22 protein-coding genes are annotated in these 25797 nt (G+C 65.9%); 13 read left to right on the top strand and 9 right to left on the bottom strand.

Annotated features, from left to right (window positions below):
• Positions 1-44: 44 nt before the first annotated feature.
• Positions 45-1637: a PucR family transcriptional regulator gene (locus ACP4XC_RS12180; protein ID WP_427169927.1), complete on the bottom strand. Its 1593-nt coding sequence runs from the start codon at positions 1635-1637 to the stop codon at positions 45-47.
• Between the two features lie 108 nt (positions 1638-1745).
• On the opposite strand from ACP4XC_RS12180, the gene ACP4XC_RS12175 reads away from it, so the two are divergent.
• The 6 genes from ACP4XC_RS12175 (at position 1746) to ACP4XC_RS12150 (ending at position 9284) form a co-directional block, all read left to right on the top strand.
• Entirely contained in the window at positions 1746-3275 is a 1530-nt protein-coding gene (locus ACP4XC_RS12175) for a purine-cytosine permease family protein (protein WP_427169925.1), read from the top strand.
• A 94-nt stretch (positions 3276-3369) separates the two neighbouring features.
• Positions 3370-4317, top strand: a complete 948-nt coding sequence (locus ACP4XC_RS12170; RefSeq protein ID WP_427169923.1) for a polysaccharide deacetylase family protein — start codon at positions 3370-3372, stop codon at positions 4315-4317.
• Between the two features lie 117 nt (positions 4318-4434).
• Positions 4435-5697, top strand: a complete 1263-nt coding sequence (locus ACP4XC_RS12165) for an acyl-CoA dehydrogenase family protein (RefSeq protein ID WP_427175100.1) — start codon at positions 4435-4437, stop codon at positions 5695-5697.
• 73 nt (positions 5698-5770) lie between these two features.
• The gene (locus ACP4XC_RS12160; RefSeq protein WP_427169921.1) at positions 5771-6967 is read left to right on the top strand and encodes an acetyl-CoA C-acetyltransferase; all 1197 of its coding nucleotides are present in this window, start codon (positions 5771-5773) and stop codon (positions 6965-6967) included.
• A gap of 39 nt (positions 6968-7006) precedes the next feature.
• Positions 7007-8566, top strand: coding sequence for a long-chain-fatty-acid--CoA ligase (locus tag ACP4XC_RS12155; RefSeq protein WP_427169919.1), 1560 nt, complete (start codon positions 7007-7009; stop codon positions 8564-8566).
• Between the two features lie 31 nt (positions 8567-8597).
• Positions 8598-9284 carry a TetR/AcrR family transcriptional regulator gene (locus tag ACP4XC_RS12150; protein WP_427169917.1) on the top strand — a complete coding sequence of 229 codons (687 nt, stop codon included), beginning with the start codon at positions 8598-8600 and terminating at the stop codon, positions 9282-9284.
• Positions 9285-9394: 110 nt separating this feature from the next.
• On the opposite strand, the gene ACP4XC_RS12145 is transcribed toward ACP4XC_RS12150, so the two are convergent.
• Entirely contained in the window at positions 9395-9706 is a 312-nt protein-coding gene (locus ACP4XC_RS12145; RefSeq protein ID WP_427169914.1) for a protealysin inhibitor emfourin, read from the bottom strand.
• Complete coding sequence (locus tag ACP4XC_RS12140; RefSeq protein WP_427169912.1) at positions 9703-10659, bottom strand: M4 family metallopeptidase; 957 nt, start codon at positions 10657-10659, stop codon at positions 9703-9705. Before ACP4XC_RS12140 ends, ACP4XC_RS12145 begins: the two co-directional genes overlap by 4 nt.
• Positions 10660-11079: 420 nt before the next feature.
• Between ACP4XC_RS12140 and ACP4XC_RS12135 the strand changes: the two genes are divergently transcribed.
• Positions 11080-11787, top strand: a complete 708-nt coding sequence (locus ACP4XC_RS12135) for an AfsR/SARP family transcriptional regulator (protein WP_427169910.1) — start codon at positions 11080-11082, stop codon at positions 11785-11787.
• 4 nt (positions 11788-11791) lie between these two features.
• Here ACP4XC_RS12135 and ACP4XC_RS12130 read toward each other — a convergent pair whose 3' ends face one another.
• Positions 11792-12043: a hypothetical protein gene (locus ACP4XC_RS12130; protein ID WP_427169908.1), complete on the bottom strand. Its 252-nt coding sequence runs from the start codon at positions 12041-12043 to the stop codon at positions 11792-11794.
• Positions 12044-12478: 435 nt separating this feature from the next.
• On the opposite strand from ACP4XC_RS12130, the gene ACP4XC_RS12125 reads away from it, so the two are divergent.
• Entirely contained in the window at positions 12479-12811 is a 333-nt protein-coding gene (locus ACP4XC_RS12125) for a DUF1508 domain-containing protein (protein WP_427169906.1), read from the top strand.
• A gap of 87 nt (positions 12812-12898) precedes the next feature.
• On the opposite strand, the gene ACP4XC_RS12120 is transcribed toward ACP4XC_RS12125, so the two are convergent.
• The 3 genes from ACP4XC_RS12120 to ACP4XC_RS12110 form a co-directional block, all read right to left on the bottom strand.
• Positions 12899-13792 carry an amidohydrolase family protein gene (locus ACP4XC_RS12120; RefSeq protein ID WP_427169904.1) on the bottom strand — a complete coding sequence of 298 codons (894 nt, stop codon included), beginning with the start codon at positions 13790-13792 and terminating at the stop codon, positions 12899-12901.
• 158 nt (positions 13793-13950) lie between these two features.
• A complete protein-coding gene (locus ACP4XC_RS12115) occupies positions 13951-14859 on the bottom strand; it encodes a polysaccharide deacetylase family protein (protein WP_427169901.1) in 909 nt (302 codons plus the stop codon).
• Between the two features lie 203 nt (positions 14860-15062).
• Complete coding sequence (locus ACP4XC_RS12110) at positions 15063-16001, bottom strand: undecaprenyl-diphosphate phosphatase (protein WP_427169899.1); 939 nt, start codon at positions 15999-16001, stop codon at positions 15063-15065.
• A gap of 159 nt (positions 16002-16160) precedes the next feature.
• On the opposite strand from ACP4XC_RS12110, the gene tatC reads away from it, so the two are divergent.
• Positions 16161-16955 carry a twin-arginine translocase subunit TatC gene (gene tatC / locus ACP4XC_RS12105; RefSeq protein WP_427175099.1) on the top strand — a complete coding sequence of 265 codons (795 nt, stop codon included), beginning with the start codon at positions 16161-16163 and terminating at the stop codon, positions 16953-16955.
• 34 nt (positions 16956-16989) lie between these two features.
• Here the strand turns inward: tatC and ACP4XC_RS12100 are convergent, their stop codons facing one another.
• Positions 16990-18660, bottom strand: a complete 1671-nt coding sequence (locus ACP4XC_RS12100) for a GH25 family lysozyme (RefSeq protein ID WP_427169897.1) — start codon at positions 18658-18660, stop codon at positions 16990-16992.
• Here ACP4XC_RS12100 and ACP4XC_RS12095 point away from each other — a divergent pair.
• The 4 genes from ACP4XC_RS12095 (at position 18635) to hrpB (ending at position 24907) form a co-directional block, all read left to right on the top strand.
• Positions 18635-18892 carry a hypothetical protein gene (locus ACP4XC_RS12095; protein WP_427169895.1) on the top strand — a complete coding sequence of 86 codons (258 nt, stop codon included), beginning with the start codon at positions 18635-18637 and terminating at the stop codon, positions 18890-18892. The two genes, ACP4XC_RS12100 and ACP4XC_RS12095, sit on opposite strands and share 26 nt — an antisense overlap.
• 187 nt (positions 18893-19079) lie before the next feature.
• On the top strand, positions 19080-20384 hold the full coding sequence (locus ACP4XC_RS12090; protein ID WP_427169893.1) for a coiled-coil domain-containing protein: 1305 nt from the start codon (positions 19080-19082) through the stop codon (positions 20382-20384).
• Between the two features lie 135 nt (positions 20385-20519).
• Positions 20520-22187, top strand: a complete 1668-nt coding sequence (locus ACP4XC_RS12085) for a CAP domain-containing protein (RefSeq protein ID WP_427169891.1) — start codon at positions 20520-20522, stop codon at positions 22185-22187.
• A gap of 44 nt (positions 22188-22231) precedes the next feature.
• Positions 22232-24907: an ATP-dependent helicase HrpB gene (hrpB, locus tag ACP4XC_RS12080; protein ID WP_427169889.1), complete on the top strand. Its 2676-nt coding sequence runs from the start codon at positions 22232-22234 to the stop codon at positions 24905-24907.
• 85 nt (positions 24908-24992) lie between these two features.
• On the opposite strand, the gene ACP4XC_RS12075 is transcribed toward hrpB, so the two are convergent.
• Positions 24993-25772, bottom strand: a complete 780-nt coding sequence (locus ACP4XC_RS12075; protein WP_427169887.1) for a VOC family protein — start codon at positions 25770-25772, stop codon at positions 24993-24995.
• Positions 25773-25797 lie beyond the last annotated feature (25 nt).

Here is a 25797-nt window from a genome sequence, read left to right as displayed (position 1 = left end):
GCAAAGACGACGTCCGTGGGGGTAGCGGACAGCCGCGAGGGATCCTACGGCAGGCGTGCCATGCGCGTCGCCAGATGCAGGGCGGCAAGCCGGCCCGTGCCGCGCGGATCTCCGCCACACAATTCGAAAACGCGCTGCAGCCTGTGATGCATCGACTGCCGTTCGAGGTGAAGTGCGCGGGCCGACTGGGCGGTGTTGCACCCCGAGTCCAGCCAAACCGCCAGGGTGGCCAGGAGCTGGGACTGGCGCTGGGAGTCGTGGTCCATGACAGCGCCGAGTTGGCGGCCAACGAACGCCACGCGGGCTGCGGCGTCAACACTTTCCACCGTGAAGCGTTCCACGGCAAGTTCTTCCGCGTCGATGACCACCCCGGCGTGGTTGGCCTGCGGTGCACATTGCGCCGGCGTCCGGGCCTGGTGCCCGGTGTTGAACCGGCCGGTTGAAAAGAGTTCGAGGGACCTTCTGGCCTCGGCCAGCGACCACGATGCCTGGGCAATGCCTGAAGCCACCGGACCCATGGCGATCAGAGTTTCCGCCGGAACCGGGAGCCCCGTCAGATCCGCGAGAAGCGACGAGCGCGCAACCCTGGGTGAATCACCGGACAGGCCGGCCAAGGCAACCAGCTCGGTGCTGTCCACGTAGCTGGCGTTCTTGATCCCTCGCCGGTTCAGAAGCTTGTCGACCACCGCGCGCAGCTGCTGGGGTGCGCCGGAACGGATCACGATCGTCACCGCGGGGGAGTCGGTGGCAAACCCTGCAGCTGGCGCAAGCTGCTGCAGGCGCCAGGCCTGGCCGCCGGCGATGATGGCGCGCATCAATTCCGTCCCGGCTACTTCGTGCAGCCCTGGCGGCATGCGCTGCAAGAGCGCCAGGCCCAGAATGTCCACAGCGCGCGAGCCCGCTACCCGCGCAAGGTTCGCATCGGCGCCGTCGGCCACTTCCAGCTCAAGGCGGGCCATGAGCACGCCCCGCACCGGAATATCAACGCTGACGATCGACCGGTGAAGGCGTTCCGGAGCAGCGCCGGACGTGGCCGCAGCCCCTGCCTCGCCCTCCTCTGGCTCCCAGCCTGCTGGCGTGGCGCCGCCCAGGGTGGCTCCCGACGGTGCAACCAGCGTGACCGCTGAGTGGATGAAGCCTGCCAGCACGGCCAGCATCTGGTCCAGGGTGGCACCGTGGGCGAGTTCGGCGGCCATCGCGTGTGTGGCGGCGTCGGCTTCCTGGAGCTGCGCCACCGATTCGCTGACCAGAATCGAGTTGATCGCCTGCATGACGCCGACGAACGGCACCACCTTGCGGAGTTCAATAATCGGCAGGCCCTGTTCCTCCGCTGACTCCAACATGGCACGTGGAATCTCCGGAAACACCCCGCCCGTCTCCACCGCGAGGGCAGCGACGCCCCGCTCGGCGAGGTCCCGGACATACGCGGAACGCATTTCGGCTGACGCGGTGGCGAGGGCGATTCCGCCGCACAGCAGCAACTCGCCGCCGCGCAGGAGGGGGGCGATGTCCAGGACTTCACTTGAATGGACCCACCGCACGGCGCGGGCGGCAGCAGTTCGCGCCGACGTCCGGATCACGGGCTCAGCCGGGCTGAAAGTGGGATGCAGAAGAATTTCACCGAGCAAAAGTGGCATGACACTCCGTAACACAAATTGATGTTCGTTTAGACACATCGTATCTTGTTGCCTGTGACTGCGGACACATAGCCTGTGGTTATCCCATTCACACACGGAGGCTCTCCCATGCAAGAACAGCTCTCTCCACCCACAGAAATGGCGTCAGCCGTGGCGGCGGCCCCCGCCGACGGCGACCACGAAGCCTGGCTCCAGCCCATTCCCGAGTCCGCGCGGACCAGAAAGGTCTCCGGCCAGTTCTGGATCTGGGCCGGCGCCAACCTTGCTCCCATCAACTGGGTGCTGGGTGCCCTCGGAATCCAGCTCGGCCTGGGCTTTGCCGACACTGTCACCGTTCTGGTCCTGGGGAACCTGATCGGCATGCTGTTGTTCGGCTGCTTCGTACTGCTCGGGCAAAAGACCGGCGCCACAGGCATGGTCCTGGCCAGGGCGGCGTTCGGCCGCCGGGGCAATTACCTGCCGGCAACAATCCAGGCCGCACTGGTTATCGGATGGTGCGCGGTCAATACCTGGATCATCCTGGACCTGGTCATGGCCCTGTTCGGCACCCTCGGCTGGGTGGACCCGGAGGCCCACAATTACGCATGGAAGATCGGCATCGCCAGCGTCATCATGGCGGCGCAGGTTGCCATCGCCTGGTTCGGCTACAAGGCAATCGCCGCGTTCGAACGCTGGACCGTGCCCCCCACCATCGTCATCCTGGCCGTCATGTCCGCCGTCGCATGGTTTGGCATGAAGATCGACTGGGGCTACGCCGGGCCCGCCGGCCACATCCTGGAGGGCTCTGAACGCATCGCCGCCATGAGCGCGGTGATGACGGCCATCGGCATCGGCTGGGGCATTACCTGGTTTACCTACGCAGCCGACTACTCCCGCTTCGTCAGCACCTCCGTGCCCAAGCGCAAGGTCTACCTCGCCTCGGTGCTGGGCCAGTTCATTCCCGTCGTCTGGCTGGGCGTCCTGGGGGCCAGCCTGGCCACCAACACCGGTGAAATCGATCCCGGAAAACTCATCGTCCTGAACTTTGGCGCCCTGGCGCTGCCGGTGCTGCTGATGGTGCTCCACGGCCCCATCGCCACCAACATCCTGAACATCTACACGTTTTCGGTGGCCACTCAGGCCCTGGACATTTCCATCAGCCGGCGCAAATTGAACCTGTTCGTGGGCGTCTTTTCGCTCGGCGCGGTGGTGTTCTTCATCTTCCAGGAGGACTTCGCCTCGGTGCTGGACGCGTGGCTGATTGGACTTGTTGCCTGGGTGGCGGCCTGGGGCGGCGTGATGCTGGTGCACTTCTTCTGGCTGGAGAAGCGCTGGCCCGGTAACGTGGACCGGCTGTTTGACGGCGTCGGCACCCGCCGCCTTGCCGTTGTCAACTGGGCCGGCATCACCTCCCTGCTGATCGGCATCTTTTCCACCTGGCTGTTTATGTACGGACTCATCCCGATCATGCAGGGCCCCGCGGCCGTGGCCCTGGGCGGTTGGGACCTTTCCTGGCTCGCCGGAGGCCTCACCAGCGCGGCCGCCTACGCCATCCTCGGGCCGCGGGTTCACCGCCGCTACGTGGGGGTGGCCCTGGCCTCCGGGGACGCCCGGCCGGCCGATCCGATGGCCGGGCCGCTCGCCGCCGTAGACCTCTAGACCCCCCAGTCCGGCAAGGGTTCGCTCCGGCAAAAGCCGAACGCTTTCCAACTTCCAGGCAGGCGCCGTATGGCGCCTGCCGAAAGGAGACACCATGCACCAGCCCGCCGTTGCGGATACGCTGCATCCCATCACCTGGCCCCAAGGCTTCACGGCCGCCGCATCCTTCACCTTCGACGTCGACGCGGAGTCCTGCACCATCGCCCATGATCCCGCGAGCACCCGGCGTATGTCACTGATGAGCCACCAGTCCTACGGGCCCAGGATCGCCGTTCCAAGGCTGCTGACGATCCTCCAGCGCCAGGACGTCCAAGCCACGTTCTTCATCCCGGGTTTCACTGCCGAGTCCTATCCCGATGTGGTGCGCCAGATCGTGGACGGCGGACACGAGGTGGCCCACCACGGCTACCTCCACGAACCGATGCAGGGCATCGACGCGGCCACCGAGGCCCGCTACATTGACCGCGGTCTGGAGGCATTGTTCAATGTTGCCGGGGTGCGGCCGGTCGGATACCGGGCGCCGTGGTGGGAACTCAACTGGCATTCACCCCAGCTACTTGCGGACCGGGGCTTCCTCTACGATTCGAGCCTTCTCGACGGCGACGCCCCGTACCGCTTCGAGGTGGCGGCCGGTGATTCGCGCGATCTGGTCGAGATCCCTGTGGACTGGGCCCTTGATGACTGGGAACAGTACGCGTTCTACCCGGGGGTGACCGGCAGCGGCGTCATTGAGAGCCCGGCCAAGGTGCTCGAAATGTGGTGGCTCGAGGCCCAGGCCCACCATTCGCAGGGAAGCTGCTTTGTCCTCACCAACCACCCGTTCATTTCTGGACGGCCATCCAAGGCCGTGGCCCTGGAGCAGCTGATCGAACGCGTCAAGGGGTTGGACGGCATGTGGGTCACCACCATGCAGCGGATTGCGGAGCATACCAAGGTGAGCGTCACCGAGGTCCACTCCCACGCCCGCATCGCGGTTCCGGCCTTCCCTGATGCCGGCGCCACGTTTGTCCCGGCCCGGGTGCGTCAACCGGCCCCGCTCTAACTGGTACTGAGTATCTTGACATGACACTTAGTGTCAGTCATTCTGGAGGTCATGTGGTCCGCGCCACACTCAAGGAACCGGGCGCGGACAGGACCAAAGGATTGCCAGATGACGAAGATGTCCCTGCACCCGGAACCCCGGGGCCTGGAAACCCCGGATCCGGAGACCCCGGCCCGGTTTCCGGCCGGCACCGTTGAGCCGGATTACTACCTGAACGCTGCCCTGGGTTCGGACCCGGCGTCGGTATTTGCGGCCGTCAACGCGGAGGACCGCTCCTACTGGGACCGTGCGCGGGCTTTCGTCCAGGACGAGGTCCTGCCGGTGATCAATGGCTACTGGGAGCGGGCAGACTACCCGCTGCATTTGGTCAGGCGGCTCGGCGAACTGGATCTGCTTCGCGACGGCGTGGACGTTGACGGCTTCGCGCCCATGACCAAGATGGCGGCCGGCCTGGTGAACATGGAGATCAGCCGCGGGGACGGCTCGGTGGGCACAATGATCGCGGTGCAGGGAGGCCTGGCCCTGCGCTCGATCGCCGAATGCGGCTCCGAGGAGCAGAAGCAGCGATGGCTCCCGGCGGTGGCGCGCGGTGAGGAATTCGCCGCTTTCGCCCTCACGGAGCCCACCCACGGCTCGGACTCGGTGGGCCTCGAAACCACCGCGACCTCGGTTGATGGCGGGTTCATCCTCAATGGTGAAAAGAAATGGATCGGCAACGGCTCGGTCGGTGGCCTCAGCGTTGTCTGGGCCCGCGGCGAGGATGGCCAAGTCCGCGGGTTCCTGGTGCCACAGGATTCGCCCGGTTACTCTGCCCGGACGATCGAGGGAAAGATCGCTCTCCGCGCCATCTGGCAGGCGCATCTTCGGCTTGAGGACGTGTACGTCCCCAACCGCCATGTGCTTCCCGGTGCCCGCAGCTTCAAGGACACGGCCCGGGTTCTGCTCGCAACGCGGCTGAGCGTGGCGTGGTCCGCGGTGGGGCATGCCGCCGCCTGTTACGAGACCGCTGTGCAGTACGCACTCCAGCGCCAGCAGTTCGGCCGCCCTCTCGCAGCCTCCCAGATCATCCAGGAACGGCTGGCCAGGATGCAGAGCGAGCTGAGCACCATGCAGCTGATGGTCGTGCAGATGACCCGACTGGACGAAGCAGGGACGCTCAGGCCGGAGCAGGCGTCGTTGGCGAAATACACCTGTACCCGCACGGCACGGTCGGTCGCCGCAAACGCGCGCGACCTCCTGGGCGGCAACGGCATCCTGCTTGCCAACCGGGTGGCGCGTCACTTTGCTGACATCGAAGCCCTTCACACCTATGAAGGCACCGAAACCATGCAGGCCCTGATCATCGGTCGCGCCATCACCGGCGTCTCCGCGTTCGCCTGAACCGCATTCCCGCGTGATCCCAACATTGACCCCAGATCCTGCAGTCACCTGCCAAACCCGAAGGGCCAAATTCGTGAGCCAGAATTCCAACATCCCCGTCATCCTCGGCGGGGCCCGCACCCCCTTCGGCCGCTTCCGCGGCGGCCTTTCCGCCTTTTCTGCCAGCGACCTCGGCGCCCACGCAATCAAAGCAGCCCTGGAACGCAGCGGTCTCGCCGCCGACAAGGTCGACGCCGTCATCGTGGGCCAGGTGGTGCAGGCGGGATCCGGGCAGGGACCCGCGCGCCAGGCCAGCCTGGCCGCGGGCATCGGCTGGGACGTTCCCACAGTCACAATCAACAAGCTCTGCCTTTCCGGCCTGACCGCTGTGATCGACGCCGCGCGCATGATCCGCGCCGGGGAAGCGGAGTTTGTGGTGGCCGCCGGGCAGGAATCGATGACCAACGCCCCGCACCTGGTTCCCGGCCTGCGGGCCGGCGTAGCGATCGGCGACGGGCCGATGCTGGACTCCCTGAACAAAGATGGGCTGCAGGACCCGGTCAGCGGGGAGCTGATGGGTGCCGCCACAGACGCGGGGAATGCGAACCGGGGGATTGGCCGTGCCGAACAAGACGCGGTGGCGGCCCGCTCACACCAGCGGGCCGCAGCCGCCCGCACGGCCGGTTTGTTCGCCAACGAGATCGCCGCGATCGATGTTCCGCAACGGAAGGGCCCGTCCGTCACACTGGACAGTGATGAGGGCATCCGGCCCGAGACCACCGCGGAGTCGCTGGCCCAGCTTCGGCCCGCGTTCTCGAAGGAGCCCACCGCCACGATCACGGCCGGCTCGTCCTCTCCGCTCTCCGACGGCGCCGCCGCCCTCGTGATTGCCAGCAAAGCTGCGGCGGAAGCCGCCGGACTGTCCTGGATTGCCGAGATCGGCGCACATGGGCAGACTGCTGGGCCGGATGGTTCACTGCACTCGCAGCCTTCGCGCGCCATCGGAAAAGCCCTCTCGCGGGAAGGCCTCTCCGTGGCCGACCTCGATCTGATCGAAATCAACGAGGCGTTCGCCGCGGTCCTCATCCAGTCCGCCAACGACCTCGGCATCGACGCCGCCGCGGTCAACGCCGAAGGCGGTGCAATCGCCCTCGGCCACCCGGTCGGGGCGTCCGGCGCCCGGCTGGTGCTGCATCAGGCGCTGGCGCTTCAGCGCCGCGGAGGCGGGACCGGCGTCGTCGCTCTCTGCGGGGGCGGCGGCCAAGGCGATGCCCTGATCCTCAAGGCGTAACTGCCCACCTTCGAAAGCCACAAGGACCGGAGAACACCAATGACACAGCACCACCCGGGGCAAGGCTTCGGCACGATCTCGGTCGCGGCCATCCTGGCCGAGTCCGCGCGCCGAACGCCCGACGCCACCGCCCTGATAGTCGAGAACGAAGAAGTCAGCTACAAGCAGCTGTGGGATCAGACCAGGGCCTACGCGGGCGCTTTGCTGGCACAGGGCATAGGCCCCGGGGAGCCGGTGGCCGTCCTGATTCCCAACGTTCCGGACTTCGCGCGTGTCTACTTCGCGGTCCTGGCCGTGGGCGGGATCGTCGTTCCGGTCCACGCCCTGCTTAAGGGGCGTGAAATCGAGTACGTGCTTCAGGACAGCGGCGCGAAACTGCTCATCTGCGCAGCTGCCCTTCTTGGCGAGGGCGCCAAGGGAGCGGCAGCCGCCGGCGTCGAGGTCCTCACCGTCATGGCCGGCCCCGATGCCCCAGACTTCCCGCGGCTGGAGGACTCAGCGGCAGCCGCGGAGCCGATCGACAGCTACCTGCCCCGCCGGCCCGAAGACACGGCCACCATCCTGTACACCTCCGGGACCACTGGCAAGCCCAAGGGTGCGCTGGGAACGCATTTCGCCCTCGTGGAGCAAACCAATGTCCTTCTGACCAGTACCTTTGATTTCCAGCGCGGCGATGTGCTCTTCGGCGGACTTCCGTTGTTCCACACTTTCGGGCAGACCGTGGTGTTGAATACCGGCCTGCGGGCCGGGGCCACCATCGTGATGCTGCCGCGATTCACGGGAGCCGCAGCTCTGGAGTTGTTGGTACAACACCGGGTGAGCGTATTCATCGGGGTCCCCACAATGTACGTGGCGCTGCTCGAGGCCGCCAAGACCGGCGCGGCGCTGCCGGAGGCTTTGCGATACGGCATCTCCGGAGGCGCGTCACTGCCGCTGGCCGTGCTGACCAAGTTCCGAGACGTTTTTGGCGCGGAAATCCACGAGGGCTACGGCCTCACCGAGACCTCGCCGGTGGCGACCTTCAACGAGGTGGGCGTGCCCCCGCGACCCGGGACCATCGGCGTGCCCGTATGGGGCGTGGACGTGGAGGTGGCCCGGGCCGAAATCCCCGACAGGATCGAGCTGCTGCCCCGCGGCGAGCTGGGCGAGCTCGTGCTCCGGGGACATAACCTGATGAAGGGGTATCTGAACCGGCCCGAAGCCACGGCGGAGGCGGTCGTCGATGGCTGGTTCCGCACCGGAGACCTTGGCACCAAGGACGAGGACGGGTACCTGCGCGTTGTGGACCGGATGAAGGACATGATCATCCGGAACGGTTACAACGTGTACCCGCGCGAGGTGGAGGAGATCCTCCTGACGCATCCCGACGTCGTCAGCGCCGCGGTGTACGGCGTCCCGCATGAGGTTCACGGCCAGGAAGTCGCCGCCGCGATCGTTCTTTGCGACGGTTCCCAGGTCGACGCCGAAGGCCTGATCGAATTCGCCGCCTCACAGCTCGCCGCCTACAAGTATCCCCGCATCATCAGGTTGCTTAGCGAGCTGCCCATGGGCCCTAGCGGCAAGATCCTCAAGCGGGAGCTGGTCACCGGCCACGCGTAAGTATCTGACCGGTCGTGCTAGATTCACCCCAATGGAAAACCGTGCCCCCGCCCAGCACTCAACGGACGCCATTGTGTCGCTGTCGATTGAACTGATGGTCGCCCAGGGGTACGAGTCCACCACCGTGGACACCCTTGCCGATGCCGCCGGAATCAGCCGCAGCACCTTCTTCCGAAAGTTTGGGGCGAAGGACGATGTTGTCTTTGCCGACCACAACCTCATCCTGGAAGGAGCCCGTGACTTCCTTGCCAATTCCGCGGGTGATCCCCTGACCATCCTGCGGGACTCGACCCTGAGAATTTTCGGCCACTTTGTGCGTAACCCACGTACGTCCATTACACGCCAGCAACTACTTCAGCAGGTTCCCGCCCTTCGGGACCGTGAACTCGTCACCTCACACCGGTACGAGCGGATCTTCACCGAGTACCTCCAGTCCGCGCTCCCCGAGAGCGGCCACCGCGAGCTGGGTTCCGTTGCCCTGTCCGCCGCCACCGTGGCCATTCACAACGCTTTCCTTCGCCGCTGGCTGCGCTCGCCGGAGACGGACCTGGCAGGTGAGTTGGCGGCTGAGCTGCGGAACCTCTCGGAGACCTTTCGGCCGGCGCTATTCCCCAAGGCCACCGGCCGGATCCCGCCAAAGGTGGTGGTGGCGGTGATGGGAGCAAATGCCACCGAAGAGGACGTTCTTGCCGCTGTACGGAATGCGCTCGAGTCTTAGGCCGGCTCCCGGCCCCTGAAGGCACGTGCCAACCACCACGACAGCTGATTGGGGAGCGTTGACACGGCGAGACTGCGACTGTTTAGCTTGCTTCCGCCCGGCGGTGACCTCTACAGCTCTATGGATTCCTGGCTTTCCGGCCGGTTATCAACCCATTGGATGAGCTGGCGGACATCTTCGGGCAAGGTCTCGTCGGTGTAATTCAGCCTGATCTGATTGTCCGCGTCTTCCAGCACGGTCTCGTACAGCTGCGCATCAGGGAGATGATGGGGAATATCCGGCTTCTCAAGTTCGCGCATACGCGCACGGTCCACCTCGCGGGCAAAGGCGTCCGCGTCTTCCGAGGACAAATCTTTGTCGTCAAGCTCCGTCCGTCTGACAATGCCGGCGATGCCGCCCCCACGGCGGATTGTCAACTTCATTGAAGGACTCCCACCGCCTTCCAGGCATCCAGTACGGCCGCCTGTTCATCGTTGCCGAATTGCGAGCCGGCCACATCCACTGTGGCCTGAGCAGCCTCGCGGAATTGGGTGTGCGGCCGGATTAGCTTGGTTAAGGCTGTGTACCACACTTTCCCGGCCACCTCCCATGCATGTCCACCCAGAGTTGTGGCAGCCAGGTAGAAGGCATGGTTCGGGATACCCGAGTTGACGTGGACGCCTCCGTTATCGTTGCGGGGGTCGTTGTCGTCGGGGAGATTTACGTAGTGGTCCATATGCATTGGCTGCCTGTCGCCGCTGAACGCGGTACCAGGTTGGCTCATGGAACGCAGAGCCCGCCCGAGCTGGGGGACGAGGGTGCCCTCGCCAATTAGCCAGTCCGCCTGATCCGCAGTCTGATTAAGGCTGTACTGCTTGACCAGCGAACCGAAGACGTCGGACATGGATTCGTTCAACGCACCGGATTGCTTGCTGTATATCAGTCCCGCCGTGAATTCCGTGACGCCGTGCGTCAGCTCGTGGGCGATCACGTCCAAGCTGCGTGTCAGGGCCCCTACTTGGAATATGTGTCCGCTGCCATCGCCGTAGATCATCTGGGCGCCGTCCCAGAGTGCGTTGTCGAAACCCACTCCGTAATGGACGGTGGAAACGAGCTCCATACCCGCGCCGTCGACGGAGTCCCGGCCGAGTACGTCACTGTAGAAATCGTAGGTGGCTGCGCTGCCGTCGTAGGCCTGGTTTACGGCTGCGTCCTGAACGGGAGGGTCGCCCCAACCCCGGGACCTGACGCCGGGAAGGAAAACCCTGCCATTGTTTTGGTTGTCGTAGACCGTCTGACGGCGGCGTTCCGTGGTGACACCAAACCCCATGACTTGGCCAGCTGTCAGATTAAGCTCGCGATAGAGGCGGCCGACCATGGCCCGTCGCGTCCTCATAGACGCAGATGAGGCCAGCGTGCGCAGCGCTGCATCGCGCTGTTCCTGAGCGCTCCCGCCCTCGCTGGCAAGTCGGGCAAGCAAATCAGGAGGGGCGATACTGCACTTGCATGTGTGAGCAGACCGGGACATGGCTGATCCTTTCCGAGTCGAAAACTGAGGCGTGCATGGATGTCCACCCAGGTATCGCCGTCATGAGTGTGCCGCCGCCGGCGTTACTTCATCGTTACAGCCACGGCGGACGCCAAGAGAAACGGGTGATGGGTGGTTCGCATGAGCCCGGAAGACACCTCCTGTTAGGCCATCGTTCGCCGAAAAACCGCCAGATGACGACGGCCATTGACATCGCGAACCAAACTGCGCATCGTCGTTGCAGGATCTATTCCAGCTCTTTAGACCACGCTGGATTTGGGGGTACCCATGGGCAATGATGACTATGGCCGTTTTCAACTGAGCCTGCTCCAGTCGTGGCAACTCCGTGGGGAAGCTGGCACCGTGCACGTTGCGGCACGCCAGCAGCGGCTCATCAGCGCCCTGGCCATCAACGGTCCGCGACCCCGACGGTATCTGGTCGGGCTGTTGTGGCCGGAGAGCTTCGAGACCAGGGCGCTGGAAAGCCTGCGCGTCTGCGTTCATCTTGTCTCACGGCAGGTACCGGGGCTCCTTGTCAACGGAGGCGCTGTGCTGTCCCTGAGCGAATTGGTGGATGTGGACCTGCACCGGGTGCGGGCTCACATCCGCGAGCTGAGCGAGCTGGGACTCAACGGGAACGCGGCGTCATGTCTGAACGAGTTGCGTGATGCCGACCTGCTCCCGGGCTGGTACGACGACTGGGTCCTTTTTGAACAGGCCCGATTGCGGCAGGACCGACTGCACGCCTTCCAGATCATTGCGCGCGAGTCACTGGCCCGCAGCGACTACGAGACAGCCTTGGAGGCCTCGGAGGCAGCGCTGGGACTTGAACCACTCTATGAAAGCGCGGTCGGACTGCTTATTCAGGCTGAAAGGCAGCAAGGCAACAACGCTTCCGCAATTCGGGCCTTTGAGCGGTACGAGGCGAAGCTGAAGGATGAAATGGGCATTCCGCCGTCGACAGCATTGCGCCGGCTCATCGCCGACATCCACTGAAGCCTCACACGTCGTGGGTAGCGCCGGGCTGGGTAGAGAGCCATTGACGAACGATGGCCAGGACCTCGCTCGGATCAGCAGTGGATACCGTGGTTGGCGCGTCGTCCGGCCGCTGGCTAAAAGTCAGCCTCGCACGGAATCCCGGCGCCTCATCCGACTCGGACCAGGTGCGGATGACGAGTGTGCTCATGGACCTCTTCGCCGGGAAGGGCAGATCCTGATCGGAGCGTCCCGAGGGCCGATCGTCCTCTGTCATGGCTAGTCACCTTACTCTTTGTCTGCAATCACCGCGGTGGAGGATCACGATAATCACCGCGGTGGAGGATCACGATCTTCCACCGGTTGACGCTGGCCACAGACAGGAGAGCACCGGGGGCTTCCCATGCAATGTCACTGGCCGGCTGCCTTGATCCTGACCCAGGACGATGAACCTTTTGCCGAACATTGGCATAAGGTTTGCTCAAGATTTGCGCTTTTGGATGAGCGAACTGCCGACGGCGGATGGCCCGCGCTGTTTACCTAACTTTTACGTGGGCGGTCTAGCTGGCGCTCAAGAACCTGGGCCAGACTCTAAAGACGCACTATCCACGCACCACCACACAGCCAAACCAGCGGGCAGCAACGAGGCGGGTTCCACACGCCCGGAGGCAGAGTCGCCGCGGGGCGGGGTACCCACGCAGGAAGGATTGCCATGGCAGGAAATTTCGAACTGTTCGTTGACGCCGACTCTTGTTTCAGGTTCCGGCTCACGGCTCCGGATGGAGCCGTGATGGCCGTTTCCACGGCGTTTAGCGACAAGGCGGCTGCTGTCGCGGGCATTGCCGCCGTGCGCGAGTATGCCGGCATGGGCCTCATCATCGATCTGTGTCCCGCAAGGGGACAGTCAGCTCCAGCGGCGGAGGCACGTCCAGCCGTGATCGCCCACGGTCGCGAAGGCCGGCGCCTATCCGCGGGCGACCTCCACGCCCGCGCCAGGGTCCTCCGGCGGCCCGCACACAGTGGGAAGTGGACCGGCGCGGCGTGAGGCCAGCCTGAGCTGAGGCCTTGTCCTGCGAACTTCGGCAGCCTGCAGCAGCGGCACGGCGCCAAAAGTGCCCTGACGTAAGGACCGTCAGGCCCCGAGCAGCCGTTCGCCGTTGAACCAGCAGACGGCGCGCAACCAGTCGTCGTCGAGCCGGGGCTCCTTGTCGCGCAGGCGTTCGAGTGATTCGAGCTGATGCGCGTAGGGGTACGGGATATTCGGGAAGTCGCTGCCAAGCACGATCCGATCCGCCAGCTCTGCAAGCCGCGGCAGGAGATTGCCTGGGAAGGGCGCGGCAGCCTCGAAAAAGTCGGTGAAGACCATGGTGGTGTCCAGATGGAGGCGCGGGTAAGCCTCGGCCAGGTCAAGGAATTCGGCGTACTCCGGGCTGCCAAGGTGCGCCACCACGGCGGTCAGATGGGGATGGCGGCGCATGACGCCGTCGAGCTTGTCAGGGCCGGTGAAACCGTTCCGTGGAACCGGGCCGCTGCCCACATGGATCACAACTGGAATCCCGGCCTCCGCCAGCAGCCCCCACACCGCGTCAAGGGTCTGTTCGCGGAGATCGAAGCCGCCCACTTGGGCGTGGATCTTGAACACCCGCGCGCCACGATCGATGGCCTCCCGGACCTGGCCAAGGACACCTTGCTCGGGAAAGAACGTTGCGCTCGGAACGCAGTCGGGTTCCGCCGCGGCGAGGTTCAAGGCGAAGTCAGTGAGGTCTGACGCCATCCCGGGCCGGTGAGCATAGGTCAAGGCAGTGTAGCGGCGCACCCCCAGCCGCCGCAGATGGGCCACGCGGCTCTCCTGGTCCCAGCGATAGGTGATGGGCCACGGCCGCCCGATCAGAGGCCCCGCCTCATCAAAGTGCGCCCAAACGCGCCGCAACATCCGCTCTGGCAGGAAATGCGTATGGATATCGATCAGCCCCGGGAGGCCCAGACGGTCCCACCAGTTGGGCACGCCATCATCGGTCAGCTCCAATGAAACCCCCTCCGTGTGTTCCAGCCCAGTCTGCCAGACGAGCCCCAACACGTCTCGGAACCGGATGATTAGAGGGGTGCTGGTGGACCAAACCCGGCGAGGCCTGGCTTTATGACAACGGCTTCGGAGGGCGTGGAAGCTGTGTCCTCACCTTCGGCTCACCCTGTGGTGCCGGGGAAATGCACGAAGGTTTCGCCGCGGTCTTTCATGGCGGCCAGGGCCCGGACCAGCCCGGGCGTCGTCCCGCCGCCCGGATGGTTGCCATGGCAGATCACAACGTCCCCGGCCCGGGCACGGGACACTTCACGGGTGACCGTAGCCGCCGGAAAGGTCGCTCCGCCGTCGCCGTTGACGCTGAAGCCGACCGGGATAATGCCCAGCGCCCGGACTATCTCGACGGCGACGTCGTCCATGAACGCGGTGCCTGGCCGGAAAAAGCGGGGGCGCCTCCCGGTCAGATCCGCCAGCCGGGCATCACTGATCATGATCTCGTCGTAGACTTCGCCGGTGTTCCTGGTCCCCGGGATTCCGTAGGCGCTCTTGCCGGTGACGGACAGCGGCTTGTGCGAGGTACCGTGATTGGCGATCTCGAACAGGGGGTCCAGCGCGAGGTCTCTGGTCAGCGACTGATTGGCGTTCACCCAACGTGAATTCAGGAAGAGGGTGGCCGGGACCCGCTGCTGCTGCAACGCACTCAGCAGGGCCAGGTCTGCGCCGCTCCCGCCGTTTCCGCCGCAAAAATCAAGGGTCAACGCCACACTCCCGGCTGTCGCCGGCAGCCGTGACAGGACTCCCGGCGCCTCCAGCCCCCAGTACCCGGGGGCGCGGGCGGAGAATTTCTGTTCGACGTCGGCCCGCGTCAACACCGGAGGCCGGGCCGTGTCCCGGGCTCCGGTCCCCGGAGCGGGGCTGCCCGTCTCGGCACCGCCAAGGGACACCTCGGCCTGTGGCGGGGATCCCGCCACCCCGGAGCTTCTAGCGGTTCCGGCCTGGTCCGGGGTCAAAGCGGCAAGAGCTATGGCCGCGGCTCCCAGCAAAATAGAGCGCCGGTCAGGTCTGGCTACCACAGGAAATTCCGATCGTTCAAGGCTAACGGCCACCCCGGACAGGAGCAGCCGACGCGCGGCAAGAGCGTCGCCGTCAGGAGTGCATGCTGAGCCAAAGGTAGCGAGCCACGACGGCCTAGCCATCTTACGTCCACTGGACGCTGCATCCCGGCAATAAACCCGGGAATGCACCAATCCGAGAGTTCACCGCCCGGACTGACAACCTATTGCCCGGTCATCAGGAGGAGCACGAAATAGACGCAGCCGCCAGCCAGGCAGTAGATCGCGAACGGCCTCAGGGTCCGCGTTTCAAAGAATCTAAGCAGGAACGTCGTGGCGAACCATGCCGCGGCTCCGGAGCACAGCGCGCCGACCAGGAACACGCCGCGGTCATCGGCCATGGCGGGACTGAAGAGTTCGGGTAGCTTCAGGACGGCGGCCGCGCCAATGATGGGCGTAGCGAGCAGAAAGCTGAACCGGGCCGCGAGTTCGTTATCCAGGCCTGAGAGGAGGCCGCCGACCATGGATGAGCCCGAGCGTGAGATCCCCGGCACCAGGGCACCGGCCTGTGCCGCTCCGATGCCCAGGGCCTGTTTCCATGACAGCCTGGCAATGCCGGCATCCGAGGTGGCGGTGCGCGTCTCGGGTTCCGCAATCGCCGTGGCCGTGGCCCCCGCGGGGGTGTGCTTGGCCGCCGCGGTTGAGGACAGCAGCGGCGTTCCCTGACGGCTCCGGAGCCTCTCAGCCACGAACAGAATGAGGCCGTTGACGATCAGGAACCCCGCGGCGAGCAGCGGCGACGCGAAAAGGCTGCGGATCGGCTTTTCCAGAACCAGGCCAAGGATGCCAGCGGGAATTGTGCCCACGATCAGGAGCCATGCGAGTTTGGCGTATGTGTCGGTCGGGCTGACTGCACGGTCCCGGATGGAGCGTCCCAGGCCTTTGAAAATCTCCACCCAGTCCCTGAGGAAGAAGAGAAACAGGACAACGGCCGTTGCCAGATGGGTTGCGATCAGGAAGCTCACGAACGACGGCGCGTTCTGGTCAAGGCTCCAGCCGAAGAGCCGGGGAAGGATCACGCTGTGGCCAAGGCTGGAGATGGGAAACAGCTCCGTTAGGCCTTGGATAAGGCCGAGAACGACGGCCTGAAGAGTGGTTATCATGCCCGAAGATTACCCAGTGCCGGTTACCGGAACGTGAACAGCGTGGCATTGGGTTAGGGGTCTTCGTCTGATTCCGTTGGACATAGGATGAATTCGAGCGGAAAACGTTAAGTCCACATGGCAGGAGAAATGGGCCAAAAATCCAATCCCGAGGGCCGGATGCCCCTGTTGGATCATCTTAAGGAACTGAGGAACAGGCTGATCAAGTCAGCCATCGGTGTGGTGATCGGCGGGGTTGGCGGCTGGATCCTTTACGACCCCGTGTTGCACGCGCTCAAGGAACCTGTGGACCGGATCGCCGAACACACCGGAGGGGTGTCGTCGGTCAATTTCTCCAGCATCGCCTCACCCTTTGATTTCAAGCTTCAGCTTTCACTCCTGATCGGCGCCGTGATTTCCAGCCCGGTCTGGATCTACCAGTTGTGGGCCTTCATCACACCGGGCCTGACGAAGAAAGAGCGGCGATATACCCTGGGTTACATGGCGGCCGCGGTGCCGCTCTTCCTCGCGGGGGTCTGGGCCGGGTGGCTCGTGGTCCCGCAAGTGGTGAGAGCGCTGACGCAGTTCACGCCGTCCGGGTTCTCCAACATGGTGGATGCCAGGGACTACGTGGATTTCGTGACCCGCATGGTGCTGTTCATGGGCCTGGCGTTCCTGGTGCCGGTGGTGCTGGTCGGTGTGAACATGGCCGGCATCATCAGAGGCCGCACTATCCTGAAAGCGTGGCGGATTACAGTCTTTATGGTGTTCGTCTTCGCGGCAATAGCGGCCCCCGGCGCCGACGCCTTCTCGATGTTCCTGTTGGCCGGTCCGCTGCTGGTGCTGTTCTTTGCGGCTATCGGACTATGTATTCTGAACGACCGCCGCCGCGACAACCGCGAGGGCAAACGGGCCGCCGAAACCGAAGCGACTGCGGACACGGCAACTCCGGGCCCCGAGCTGGACAACCTCTAGGCTTGGCAACCAGGTCCGCCACGGCAGTGTCTGCCTACTTGTAGGCGATCGCCGTGCCGGCCGTGCCTGACCAGGTGATGCGGCCGCCTTGATAGTCCTGGGCGACTCCGCCGCCGGAAGCGTACTCGTTGGTGGTCGGATAGCCAAGAAGCCCGTTTTCCCAGCCCTGCGATGCATAGGCTGTGCGGATGGCACCCGCGTTGCTATGTGCCCCTGAGCCCGCGGACCAGTAGATGACGCCGCCCTGGAAGCTCTGGTAGACGCCGCCGTCTTTGAGGCCGCCGATCTCATTGCTGGTGGGATACCCGAGGAAACCATTCTCCCAGTCCAGCCCTGCCCACGCCGCGTCGATGGCGGCCCTGGTGATGTGTGCGCCGGTGGCCGGGGACCAGTGGATCACGCCGCCCTGGAAGTTCTGGTAGACGCCGCCGTCCTTGAGCCCGCCGATCTCATTGCTGGTGGGATAGCCCAGGCCGCCGTTTTCCCAGCCCTGGGCCGCCCAGGCCGTGTTGATGGCGCCGTCGGTGATGTGTGCGCCGGTGGCCGGGGACCAGTGGATCACGCCGCCCTGGAAGTTCTGGTAAACGCCGCCGTCCTTGAGCCCGCCGATCTCATTGCTGGTGGGATACCCCAGGCCGCCGTTTTCCCAGCCCTGGGCCGCCCAGGCCGTGTTGATGGCGCCGTCGGTGATGTGCGCGCCGGTGGCCGGGGACCAGTGGATCACGCCGCCCTCAAAGATCTGGTAGCACCCGCCACCGGCCAGCCCACAAATAATGGGCGACGTGGCTGACCCCAGTCCGGGATCGGCGGTCACCGCCGCCTGGATTTGCTCCGCGGCGGCTGCCGGAACGTCGTTGGTTGCGAAGGACGCCAGGTCAGAGCTGGAACCGTTGAACGCGTCGGAGTCCCCGACGAAGGGTCCCGCGCTGCTGTATTGCCACACATTGTACGAGTTCCATCCATTGGGCATCGGGCCCACCGAGGTGGAATAGGAGGCAATGTGCAACGGGTCGGCTCCGAAGGCCGCGCTGTTTCCGGTGCACTGCGACCACCAGTCTGTTGTGGTGTAGATGGCAGGCAACCTGCCGGTCAGGGCCACCATGGTGTTGACGAAGTCCTGGATCCAGCCCACCATCTGACCGGCACTCATGTTATAGCAGGTGTCGCCCAAGGAGCTGTAGGGGTTGTACTCGATGTCGAGCAGCGGCGGCAGCGTCACACCATCCGGGGACCAGCCGCCTCCGTTGCTGACAAAGAACCTGGCTTGGTCCGCCCCGGATGACTCGGATGGAAGCGCAAAGTGGTAAGCCCCACGGATCATGCCGACGTCGGCGGCACCCGTGTACTGGGACCCGAAAGCGGAGCTGATGTAAGTGGTGCCTTCCGTGGCCTTGGTGTAGGCGAACCGTGCTCCCTGGTTCCACTGGGACTGCCAGTCAACGCTTCCCTGCCACCCGCTGACATCGAGACCTTGGACTCCCGGCGCCATCCAGGCGGTCGGGGCTGCGCTGACGGCAGGAAGAACTGCTGTTGCCCTGGTCATCAACACCGGATTGGAAACGGGGGAGCCCGTCCCGGTGGGAGCGGAAACCGTGGCCGACAGGCCTTCCTTGAGCCGCTTGAGGCCCTGGCCCAGATGCGCCCCGAACGGTCCTTGGGCATTCTTGAGCTTCCGTAGCGTGTCGGCCGGCAGGGTGCTGCCCAACGGTTTCCCCGGCGGTGCAGGCACGGCTGGAGCGCTGGGCACGGGACTGGAGAAGGCCGCCGGCGTACCGGTTGTGCTGGCCGCAGCCAGGTTCGCAGCTACCGCTGAGGAACGGTTTGGCAGCGAAGCGGAGGGAACAGTTGCAGGCCCGGCCACAGTGGACGAGAGCGCCAGGGCAGCTGCGGCGGCGCACGCCGCTTTCGCCAACGATACGAACGGAGTCCCGCGGTAAGTGTTCTTGAACGGGAATCCGGACGGACGTTGTCTCATATGGTCGCTCCTACCGGCACCAGCCGAGATTCAGGGGTGGAAGTCAAAGGCGTGGAAGGCCCACATGTGCATCATCGTTGAAGACCCTGAAAAAGTTACGTGAAGTCCCGCAAGATTCCGGCGATTCCAGCAGGCTATGCTGAGGTCCTATGTCCGGGATCACGTTTCAGTGGCGACTTCTCGCCACATCAGCCTTGCTGGTGGGATCGCTGGCGTGTTCCACAGCGGTTCCAGTGACCGCCGCCGCTGACGACGACACGCCACCGGGCGGATTTCCGTCCTGGCAGGACGTCCAGGACGCGCAAAAGAACGAGGCCAGTAAGGCTGACGAGGTGGCCAAGATTAACGGATTGCTCGGCGGCCTCAGGAGCAGGGGCGAGGAGCTGGGAACCGCCGCCGTCAAGTCCGCGGCTGAATACGCCGTTGCGGCTGCGGCGTTGGACGCGGCCAGCGGCAAAGTGGATGTGCTGGCCGCCCAATCGGCACGGGCTCAAGCCGTAGTTGCGCGGTACAAGAAAGAAATCGGTTCCCTGGCTGCGCAGGCCTATAAATCGGGCGGCGCCAATCTGGGCGTCTTTGCCGCCATGGATGCGGTCGAATCCAAGGACAGCCTGCAGCGACTGGACGTCATGCGGGTGGTGATGGACAAGTCGACCACGCTGTTTCGTGAGTCGGCCGCCGCTGAGAGCTCGGCCAAGGCCCTGACGGACCAGGAACAGGCAGCCAGAGCCGAAAGGGAGCGCCTCGCGGCAGAAGCCAGGGCAAAGCTGGACGCAGCCCAGGCGGCGCAGAAGGCCATGGCGAGCCAGATAGCGGAACAGGAGCAGCACGATCAGGACTTAACCGCTCAACTGGCTTCCCTCAAGGGCACAACGGCAGCTGTTGAGGACCAGCATCAGCAAGGGCAGGCTGCCCTGGCCGCATACCAGGCCGCCCAGGAGGCCAAACGTGCCGCTGCAGAGGAGCGGGCCCGCCAACAGGCGGCAGCGGCCGCCCAGGCCGCGGCTCAGGCTCAGGCTCAGGCGGCGGCTCAGGCTGGGGCGCCGGCAAAGCCGCAGCCGCGCCCCGACGCCGGCTCCGCTCCCGTGCCGGCGGCGGAGCCGGGCCCCAGCGTCGTTTTCCCCGCAGTTGCCGCTGGCGCAGTCAATGATCCTGGCGGAGCGCAGGCCTACGCCGCCGGCCGGCTTGGTGCTTTTGGCTGGGGTCCGGACCAATATCAATGCCTGGTGCAACTGTGGAACAAAGAATCAAGCTGGCTGACCAACGCGACCAACCCGGACTCGGGCGCCTACGGCATTGCCCAGGCACTGCCGGCGGGGAAGTACTCGAGCGCCGGCAGCGACTGGTTGACCGATTACCGCACCCAAATAGATTGGGGCCTGGGCTACATCAGTGACCGCTACGGCTCGCCCTGCAACGCTTGGGGCCACGAAACATCCAGCAACTGGTACTGACCGTCAGTTCCACTGGTCGAGGCTTATGGGCGGCTTTTCGTAACGGACGTCCGATACCATGGCCCCGGACCTGCTTGAAGGGGAACCCGCCGCCGGCGGATCCAGCAGGACCCGGTCATAAAGGAACAAGGTCTCATGTTCAAGCACTCTTTGAGGGCTGTGGTGTCGGCTGTTTTTGTCGCCGCCCTTGCCCTCTCAACGTTTTCGGCGCCGGCCGTTCAAGCCTCAACGTACTCCGACGGGTACGCGCGGCAGGTCTTCGACCTGATGAATGCCCGCCGTGCCGCCGCCGGCATTGCCCCCTTGCGCTGGAACCAGGCGATCGCCGGTGTTTCGCAGGAATGGGCCGGCAACCTTGGGGTCGCCACCATGGACTCATCATTCAGCTTTGCCAACCTCCACCGATCCGACGCGGGCGGCAGCGAGATTCCGCCGGGCGCGGCCTGGTACCGGGAAATCATCGGCTTCAATTTCTCCCCGGCCGACGTGGTCAACTGGTGGATGGCCTCACCGGCGCATCACGATGCCATGCTGTCAGCCAGCGCCACCGATGCCGGCATCGGTTATGTCGTGCCGGTCAGCGGCCCCTATGCCGGCTTCCACCTTGTGGTCTCCAACCTGGCCGGGTATTCCCCGCCGGCGGCTTCGCCGTTGATTGCCGGGCCCATTCGCGATGCCTGGATCCAGGCGGGATCCGGTGCTGGCATACTCGGTTATCCGACCGGTCCGCAGGTGTGCGGCATCAGGAACGGTGGCTGCTACCAGAGCTTCCAGGGCGGCCAGATTCATTGGTCCCCGGCCACCGGGGCCCACATCACCCGCGCGGGAATCGGCGCGCTCTGGGCCGCCCAGGGCTGGGAGAACGGCTCGCTGGGGTATCCCACCAGTAACGAGATACAGGGGCTCGCCAACGGTGGCTCATTCCAGAGCTTCCAAGGCGGCAGGATCCACTGGTCCCCGGCCACCGGCGCCCATGTCACCCGCGGGGCCATCGGCGCCGCATGGGCGGCCCAGGGCTGGGAGAACGGCCGGATGGGCTACCCCCTCGGAGAGGAGTACCCTCTCCGGAGCGGGGGCGTCGCCCAGGACTACCAGGGCGGCAGGATTACGTGGCTGCCAGCCGCGGGAGCTCATGCGACCGCCGGGCCTGTTGGCGCCGCCTGGTCCTCGCAGGGCGGGGAAGACGGCCCGCTGGGGTTCCCGACCAGCGACGAGGCCGGGGGACCCGCTAAGGGCGGCTCGTCCCAACGTTTCCAAGGCGGCAGGATCACGTGGTCGGCCGCCACCGGAGCGCGCACCACCACCGGCGTCATCGGTGCGTTGTGGGACAGCCAGGGCCGGGAGTCCGGCTGGTTGGGGTTCCCGACCAGCGACGAAGTGGCAGGTCTCGCCGACGGCGGTACCTACCAGGCGTTCCAGGGCGGACAGATTCACTGGTCCCCGGCCACCGGGGCGCACATCACGGGCGGCGCGATCGATTCCGCCTGGGCGGCCCAGGGATGGGAGAACGGTCCACTCGGGTATCCCATTAGCGATGAAGTTAAACCGCTCGCCAACGGCGGAGCGTATCAAGGCTTCCATGGCGGTCAGATCTATTGGTCGCGGACCACTGGCGCCCACATCACCCGTGGCGCTATTGGCGCCGCATGGGCGGCCCAGGGATGGGAGAACGGACCCCTGGGCTATCCGATCGGTGAGGAATACCAGACTGGTAACGGCGCAGTCGCCCAAAATTACCAAGGCGGCCGTATCGGCTGGTCCCCGGCAGCCGGGAGCAAAGTCGTTGTGGGCATGACGCCGTAGGCGCAGTTCGCACGGAGGCGATGGTAAGCAGGGACAATGGATAGGTGACTTCTCCGCTGGACCCTTTTGACCACCCTTCCGCCCAGCGGCGCTTCGACCTGGGTGCCATCGGTGCCGGGCTGGTTTTTTCGGAATCGCTGGGGGAGTTGGCCGCCGTCCTCCTGAGGGGCGGCCAGGCAGGAACCGCCGTGGTGCAGGCGCCGCCGGGGACGGGCAAGACCACGCTCGTACCGCCGTTGCTCGCCAACATCGCTGACGCCAACATTTCACACGCCAGCGCTGAGGGCGCAGCGGCGGCCGACGGCGGCGCCCCCCGCGTCGTTGTGACCCAGCCACGCCGCGTGGCGGCGAGGTCCGCGGCGCGGCGCCTCGCCGCCCTGGACGGCAGCCGGCTCGGCGACCGCGTCGGGTACACCGTCCGCGGAGAGCGCCAGACGGGCCCGGGTACCTTGGTTGAGTTCGTCACTCCTGGCATCCTGCTGCGACGTCTGCTTGCCGATCCAGGGCTGGGCTCCACAACGGCGGTCATCCTGGACGAGGTTCACGAACGCGGGCTCGAGACGGACCTGCTCCTTGGCATGCTCGCCGAGGTCCGCCAGCTCCGCGGTGACCTCACCCTTGTTGCGATGTCCGCCACCCTGGACGCGCCGCGGTTCGCGGCCCTGATCGGGAACCACGACGGCGGCGGCCCGGCTACCGTCGTCGACTGCCCCTCCGCGCTGTACCCCATGGAAACATCCTGGGCACCCGCGGCGGTGCCGCGGCTCGATGAGAAGGGGGTGACCCGCGCCTTCCTGGACCATGTGGCGGACACGGCCGCGGCAGCGCACGCCGGGTCACTAGCGGCGGGGCAGGACGTCGACGCGCTCGTGTTCCTCCCGGGAGCGGGGGAAGTGTCCTATGTGGCGGGCCGCCTGCGCGGCCGGGTGCACGCCGAGGTGCTGGAGCTTCACGGCCAGGCGGGTCCGGCCGAGCAGGACCGGGCCGTCTCGGGGCGCGAAGGCGGAGGGCGCGCGCGGATTATCGTGTCCACGGGCATCGCCGAATCCTCCCTGACCGTTCCGGGAGTCCGGCTGGTGATCGACTCGGGGCTGTCCCGCGAGCCCCGTCGGGACTCAACCCGCGGAATGTCCGGACTGGTGACGGTGTCGTGTTCCAGGGCGTCCGCCGAACAACGCGCCGGACGGGCCGCCCGCCAGGGTCCGGGACGGGTGGTCCGGTGCTACGACCAGAAGACCTTTGGCGCCGCGCCGGCCCATCAAACTCCGGAAATTGCCGTGGCGGACCTCACCGGAGCCGCCCTCCTGCTGGCGTGTTGGGGATCGCCCGGCGGCCGCGGACTGGGCCTTCCGGACGCGCCGCCCCAGGCGGCCATGGGCGAGGCCGAAGAGGTGCTGCGGGAACTGGGCGCGGTGTCAGCGGACGGCCACGCCACGGCTCTGGGCAAGATCCTCGCCGGCATCCCCGCCGACCCCAGGCTGGCCCGCGCCCTTCTCGACGGCGCGGCTGCGGCGGGCCACCGTTCTGCAGCAGAGGCTGTCGCCCTTGTGTCCGGCGACCACCGGGCTCCCGGGGCCGACCTCACGCGGTTGCTGGCCACTTTGCGGACAGGAAAGGAACCCGCCGCCCGGCGCTGGGCGGAGGACGTCCGGCGTATGGAAACGATCGCACGGCGGCAGCGGTCGGCTGTCAGGGGCCCGTCGCCCGACCCAACGGTGCCCACGGCCGAGGTCGTTGGATTCGTCGTCGCCCTTGCCTACCCGGACCGGGTGGCGCGCCGCGTCCCGGGTGACGGTCCGGAGCGTTACCTCCTGTCCTCGGGCACCCGGGCGGGGCTGCCGGCCGGAAGCACCCTGGCCGGGAACGAATGGCTTGCCGTCGCGGAGGTGGCGCGCGGGCAGGGCCGCGACACGGCGGGGACAGGTGCGGTCATCCGTTCCGCCGCGCCGTTGACGGCTGATGCGGCGGAGGCCGCCGCCCACCATCTGCTCGCTGAAACGGTGGAGGCCCGGTTCAGCAACGGCCGGGTCGCCGCCCGGCGGGAACGCCGGCTGGGCAAGATCGTGTTGTCCTCCACGCCGGTGCGGCCCTCAGCCCACGAGGGCCGCGCAGCGGTGGCGGCTGCCCTGGCGAAGGAGGGCCTGGGCCCGATTGGTTGGTCGAGGGCGGCGGATGCCCTGCGCCGACGGCTCGCCCTGCTCCACCGCGAGCTTGGGGATCCGTGGCCGGATGTTTCCGAGCCGGCCCTGCTGGCCCGGCTCGACCAGTGGCTGGCCCCCGAACTCGAGGCCCTGGCCACGGGTGCGTCCACCAGCGGGATCGACTTGGCCGACCCTTTGCGGCGGCTGCTGCCGTGGCCGGATGCTGCCCGCCTGGGTGAGTTGGCGCCCGAGTTACTTCAGGTGCCGAGCGGATCGAGGGTGCGTATCGACTACCCGGGCATGGAGGACGGTGACGGCCGGCCGGTGGTGGCGGTTAAACTCCAGGAATGCTTTGGATGGGCCACGACACCGCGGCTGGTCAACGGGCGGGTGCCGGTCTTGTTCCACCTGCTCTCACCAGCCAGGCGGCCGCTGGCCGTCACCGATGATCTGGCCTCGTTTTGGTCCGGACCCTACGCCCAGGTGCGTGCTGAGATGCGGGGCCGGTATCCGAGGCACCCCTGGCCGGAGGATCCGTGGACGGCGCCGGCTACGGCGCGGACCAAGAACAGGATGTGAGCCAGCTGCGGGTCCATCGGCCCCGCGGGTTACGGCACCGGTGAGGCGCCCTAACCCGCGGACCGGGGGATTCTGATGCGGCCTGTCAGCCCTGCCGGGTGGATTGGGCGATCTTGAAGATGGACCCTGTCGGGTCCGCGAGGGTGGCCATTCTGCCGAACGGGGTGTCTTCGGCCGGCTGAATCAGTTTTCCGCCCTGGGAAACCGCGGTTTCGACGGCGGCGTCCGCATCCTCGACGGCAAAGTAGACCAACCAGTTGGCGGGGACACCTTCGGGCAGGAAGGCTGACGCGTCCATGATTCCTGCTTTGGAGGCGTCGCCGGATCCCAGGGTGGTGTAGCGGAACTCGGGGGTGTCGCTCATGACACTGGTCTCCCAGCCGAACACGTCCCGGTAGAAGTTCACGCTTGACTCATAGTCCCGGGTGAGCAGCTCGAACCAGGCCGGCGACCCGGGTTCGGCGGCGATCTGGAAGCCGGTGTGCCCGCCGAACTGCCAGGCGCCGATCGCGGCGCCGCCGACGTCACCGAGCATGGCCATCTGACCCTGTTCCGGGACTTCCATCGGACCCATGAAGATGCTGCCCCCGTGCCTGGTTGCAGCATCCGCGGCGGCCTTGATGTCCTCCACGCGCAGGTAGGTGGTCCAGACGTCCGGGTAGCCGGACTGGCCGTCATTCTTCATGATGCCGGCGACCGGCGCACCGTTCTTGAAGGCCATAATGTAGCCTCCGTACTTCTCTGCGTCGCCGGTTTCGTAGGTCCAGCCGAAGAGCCGCGTGTAGAAGTCCTTGGCCTTCTCCGGGTCCGCGGTCATCAGGTCGATCCAGCACGGTGCGCCGGGCGTAATGTCTGGCTTGGGCATGTGGTGCTCCTGTCTTCACGATGGA

The organism is Arthrobacter sp. 92 (assembly GCF_050260325.1).
Classification (GTDB): domain Bacteria; phylum Actinomycetota; class Actinomycetes; order Actinomycetales; family Micrococcaceae; genus Arthrobacter.
Note: the sequence above shows the minus strand (reverse complement) of the source record. Positions and strands in the feature narration are given on the sequence as shown.